The sequence below is a fragment of the uncultured Arthrobacter sp. genome, from assembly GCF_902805515.1.
GTDB lineage: Bacteria > Actinomycetota > Actinomycetes > Actinomycetales > Micrococcaceae > Arthrobacter_D.
This window is the reverse complement of record NZ_CADCTE010000205.1, coordinates 1-5,177: the sequence shown is the minus strand read 5'-3', so window position 1 is coordinate 5,177 and position 5,177 is coordinate 1. Positions and strand designations below refer to the sequence as shown.

At 67.2% G+C, this 5,177-nt stretch carries 3 protein-coding genes; 2 read left to right on the top strand and 1 reads right to left on the bottom strand.

Going from position 1 to position 5,177, the window contains the following annotated elements; genetic code table 11:
* Positions 1–86 precede the first annotated feature (86 nt).
* Positions 87–1,115, top strand: coding sequence for a matrixin family metalloprotease (locus QZX79_RS18380; protein WP_294570865.1), 1,029 nt, complete (start codon positions 87–89; stop codon positions 1,113–1,115).
* Between the two features lie 107 nt (positions 1,116–1,222).
* Here the strand turns inward: QZX79_RS18380 and QZX79_RS18375 are convergent, their stop codons facing one another.
* Complete coding sequence (locus tag QZX79_RS18375) at positions 1,223–4,612, bottom strand: phosphodiester glycosidase family protein (protein ID WP_294570863.1); 3,390 nt, start codon at positions 4,610–4,612, stop codon at positions 1,223–1,225.
* 215 nt (positions 4,613–4,827) lie between these two features.
* On the opposite strand from QZX79_RS18375, the gene QZX79_RS18370 reads away from it, so the two are divergent.
* On the top strand, positions 4,828–5,177 hold a 350-nt coding region (locus QZX79_RS18370; protein ID WP_294570860.1), incomplete at its 3' end, for a GNAT family N-acetyltransferase.

The window sequence follows — 5,177 nt, the reverse complement described above, 5'->3', positions numbered from 1 at the left end:
TGCGACGGGTTCGACGCGGAGACCGGTGAGTTCGACGACAACTACGTCGTCTACGCAAAGCTCGTCGGCTGAGGACCGGTGCCGGTATGCCATATCCGCACGAGAGCGAGCCCGACGGCGTGGCACCGGGGAGCGCCCCGCGCGACGGCGCACCACCCCACCGGACGTCGCCCAGCGGCCGCACGCCCGCCTGGGCCCTCGAAGAATCCCTGAATCAGCAGCTTCGGGAGTTCCACGCCTCGCAGGGCCGGTCCAACGGGTGGCCGCCCGCACCGCCGCACTCCCGCACCCTCCCGCCGAAGGCGCACGGGCAGCGGCCCCGCCGGCGTTTCGGCCGCGGCCTGCGCACCGGCCTCGCCCTCGCCCTGGTGGCCGGGCTCTACTTCGGGCCCGGCGTCTTCGAGCGGCACATCCTCCCGGCGGCGCTGCCCTACTTCCCCGGTGCCAGCGTGCCGCCCTGGGGTGTCGAGGCGGCGGACGCACCGCTCGGGCAGCCTCCCGCAGTCGCCGCCTCGGACGCCTACCGCTTCCACGCCTCCCCTACCGATGAGCAGGACTTTGTCGCCTACGACCCCTGCCGCCCAATCCACTACGTCGTCCGCCCCGACAACGCCCCTCCCGACTCCGAGACGCTCATCGGTGAGGCTGTCGCACAGGTCTCCGCCGCGACCGGCCTGCAGTTCATTGACGACGGCATCACCTCCGAGGGCCCCTCGGAAGACCGGGAGTCATTCCAGCCCGAAACCTATGGCAAGCGATGGGCGCCGGTCCTCATCACGTGGTCATCGCCGGAGGAAAGCCCCGCGCTTGCGGGAGACACCGCCGGGCTCGGCGGCAGCAGCGCGGTGACCACCCCGGGCAACCCCTACGTCTACGTCACCGGTCAGGTACAGCTCGATGCTCCCGCCCTCTCGGAGATCCTCACCTATCCGGGCGGCCCGGACCTCGTCCGGGCGGTGATCATGCACGAGCTTGGGCACGTCGTCGGCCTCGACCACGTCGAGGATCCCAACCAGCTGATGAACGCGCGGAACAGCAACGTGACCGACTTCGCCGACGGCGACCGCGCCGGCCTGGCCCGGCTGGGCACCGGGGAGTGCGTCCGGCGGCTCTGACGCACTAAAGAGAACACAGGGCACCCCGCCCTTGTGCCCGTAACCCGCTGCGCCTGACGGGAACGGCCCCTGCCTCGAAAGAAGCAGGGGCCGTTGCGTGTACTGACTTACCCGGTCACCGTGACCGGGGTGGTTTCGGTGACTCCGTTGACGGTGATCGAGAGGGTGCCCTCCCCTGCCCGCAGTGCGGTCAGGGTGTCGGTCTCCGGGTCGTACGCCGCAATGCTTGCGCCCGGCGCTTCCGCCACGGGTCCGATGTGGACGTTCTCCGAGGCCCAGTCAGCACTCACGGGGTAGTCGACCGGGAAGGTCCGCCGCCCCTGAGTGACGTGGGCGTCAAGACTGGCCGACGTGCCGACGGCCATGGTCCCCGGGTTGTCGATGGCGAGCTTATCGACGTGCGGGCGCATCTCGACCTCAAGCCACGGGTTCTCCGCATCCGATTCCGGTGCGGCTCGATGCCGGGCCTTCAGCGGCGCCGGTTCAGCCGACGGGTTGATCCCTACCAAAGACCAGCCGGAGAACCCGCCCTCGGCAGGAGCCGTGGACGGGGCCTTCCCTGCGTTTCCATTGACGATGTAAGGGACGCCGTCCACGGAGTTCGCGGAGAACGATCCGACGTGGGAGCCGATGTAGGCCGCACCCTTGCCGCTGTCGCGCCGGAACTCCGAAAGCCAGTCCTCGACGACGCCGACTTCGACGGCGCTGGAAAGCTGGCTGACCTTGATTGGGCTGGGGTCGCGGGTCGGCATGTGGGTCAGCACCACAACGCCGTTGATCGCCGGGTTGTCCCGTGCGGTGTCCAGCGAGTCGCGGAGCATCTGCCACTGGTCGAACCCGCCGCCGAGCAGCCTGCCGGTCGACGAGTCGAGGAGGACGAACTGCGTCCCCTTGTGGACGAAGCTCTGATGACCGGGGCCGAATTCGGCCTCGAACGGGTCTACGGTACCGGGACCGTAGATTTCGTGGTTGCCCGGAACGTAGTACCAGGGCACCTTGTCGCCGAGTTCCTCCTCAATGACCTTACGGGCAAGAGCGAGGTCGGCGGGGAAGGCGGTGTCGATCCAGTCCCCGTTGATGACGATGAACTCCGGATCGGCCGCGAGTGCTTCCTGGAGTGTCCGCCGCGCCGCGGGCACCAGCGACTGGTCCGATGCCGTGAACTGGGCGTCGGAGACGACGGCGAACGTGAAGTCTTCGCCGTCGAGGGCAGTACCGTCGGTGATGACGACATCGTCGGCGACCTGCTCGGTCCCCGGGGTATGAATGCTGGGTGCAACCTTCACGGTGATGTCATCGATCGCGACCGATCCTGCGTATTTCGCTGTCGCCGCGGTTTCGATGATGCCGAAGCGGGTCAGCGTCATCGGGAAGGCGATGCCTTGAGGCACGTCGACCTCGACATACTTCCAGCCGGTCCAGGTGATGTGAGGCCCGTACAGGGGGTAGGAATTGCCCTTGTCGTCGCGGAGGGAGAAGGACCACCACTGGCCCCGCCCGTCGCCCTTGACCCACAGCCCGATGGTCTGGGGCTGCCCGTCAATGGTGATGTTCTTCGGAGGCGCCGCGTTCGAGGTGCGCGTCGCCGTCGACTGGGTGAAGTCGTAGTTGATCTGCAGTGCGGTTCCGCCGTCCCTTCCCTGAGTTGGCGCTAGTGATCCGGTTGACCGCGCTCCGGACCATTTCCAGCCCGCCGCGTCATCGAAGGTCGCGGCGATCCGGCTCTCAAGCCCCACCGACACGGCCACATGGGAGACGACTCCCTTGACCGTGGCCGTGACGACGACGCCTGCGGAATCCGCTACGGCCTTGACCGAGAAGCCGCCTGCGTCATTCGGCTCGATGGAAATCTTGGAGGTGTCGTATTCCAGTACGACGTCGGCGGGGTCGATGGGCGCCTGGAACCCATCAGCGTCATAGCCGACCAGGCCGAACGTCCCGGCGTCCGAGGCATCCTTGAGGGACACCTTCTCCGCGGTGGGACGCACCCGTTCCAGGTCCCCAAGCACGACCAGGGGAAGCTCACCGGCAGCTCCGGCCGTCGCGGCAGTGACGGTGACATCCCCGCTGCGCCGAGCGGTGAAGGTGCCGTCCTTGTCGATCTCTCCGACGGCTGCGGGGTTTGACCGGTATTTCGCGTCGACATCGACCGGCGCGAAGGTTTCATCGTGTGCCAGCGCGTCGAGTTCACGGCTCAGCCCGGGAAAGACCCGCAGGGAGTTCTCGTCGGCGTCGCCGGCCTCGGGTACCACCCGGAGCCCCGTCGGCCGCCCGGATCCCTCCGCGGCGAACAGCGCCAGCCCGTTGGGGACCGACCGCTGGTAGCCGTCGGAGGGCGCGTTCTCCAGGTCGACCCCGCTCTCGCCGGCCTCACGGGCCACCAGGGTTGAGGATCCTCCGCCATCGAGGTTGAGCGCCATGTCGGCACCCATATCCTTCATAAAGGCTCCCAGTTCTTCGAGGGACATGCCCCGGCTGTCGGCCATCCGGCCGTCGAGGGTCACGAGGAACATCGTGGCGCGGTCCTTGCTGAAGCCGACCGCCGTTCGGGGATGCACGCTCTTGTCGCCCTGGGGAAGCACTTCGCCTCCGCGCACGAGCGGCTGGCTGCCGCCGATGGCCACCTCCATCTCACCCGCGGAGCTCTTGAGCCCGTAGGACACCTTGACCTTGTCCCCGACCTTCAGCGCGGAGAGTGCCTTGGCTCCGTTTTCGCGTCCGACCAGGGCGATCGTGTTTTCCTTGAGGGCGCCGTCGCCGGGTTGGGGGGAAATCCCGGTCACCACGCCATCCGTCACCAGTACCTCGATCTTCGAGGACACGCCCGTCGTGGCGCGGTCGCGCGAATAGGCGCCCCAAAGGGAGGTGTACGCCCCGATGTCATTGACGGCCAGGACGTTCTGGTTGAGTCCCTTGAGGGGCACGGTGGCCGTCGGCGTGACGATGCTGCCTTCGAGGAGCATTTCGGTCATTTGGGCGAGCCCGTCCGTGTCGACGCCGATGGCGTTCGGCCAGCCCGGATTGGGTCCCTTCACAACGCCCTTGTTCCCGAGCCCCGCACCGAGTGCTGATCCGGAGTTGTTGATGTCGAAGAAGTCGCCGTTAACACCGGCGACCGCGCCCGCCTCCTCGACGTGATTCTCCAGGGGCCCCGGGGTAGTCACCGATCCGCCGTCGACATAGTCAAGGCTCAAGCCGGGGGTGCCCAGCTTGGCGGTCAGGACATCTCCGCGCATGAACCCGGCGGAGTCGAGCCACTGGAACGATCTCAGGTCCAGGCCGGGCGCGACCGGGCGCTCTTCTTCATCCAGGAGGATGCGCTCGGTGCTTGCAGGTTCCTTCAGGAGCATTCCGGGCTCGGACAGGTTCGAGCTTGCGGCCGGCCTGCGGCCCTGGGCGCTGTCCGCTCCCTCGTGGACGGGAACGGTATCGAGGTCGAGGACGCCGCCAGCGGGCCGCGGGGCGGCAGATGCCGGGCCGGCACCGGAAAGCAGCACAACCGGTATCAAAATTCCGGGAAGTAACAGTTCTTTGTAGGTTTTTTTCACCCGCACACCGTCCCAGCCCAACGGGAACGACGGATGACGGCATCACGACGACGCGGTGAACCAAGAAGAACAGCTCCCCGACAACAGGCCACCGCGCAGGGGTGCCCGCGTTGACCAGCGTCCGGCACAGTGAAAAGCTTGCGGTATCTCACGAAGGGGACACCATGACCAGCGGCACAGAACCAGCCAACCCGGCAGACACCTCAGCGGGCGAACAGACGACCGGTTCCGGAGGCACCAAGGGGCAGCTCACGGTCACCGACACCCCGGAGAAGAGCCGCTACATCGCCTATCTCGACGGGACCCCGGTGGGCCTGGCCGCCTACCGCCTCGCAGACGGCGTCATCGAGTACACCCACACCATCGTCGATGAGGAATTCGAGGGCCGCGGCATCGCGACGGACATGATTCATTCCGCGATGGCCGACGCCCGGGAACGGAACCTGAAGGTCGTGGCCGGGTGCAGCTTCGTCGAACACTTCTTGGCGGAAAACCCCCAGTATTCCGATCTCGT

Bases quoted from the DNA above. Each gene is read 5' to 3' on its own strand.
- QZX79_RS18380 (WP_294570865.1), top strand. From the start codon at position 87: ATGCCATATCCGCACGAGAGCGAGCCCGACGGCGTGGCACCGGGGAGC.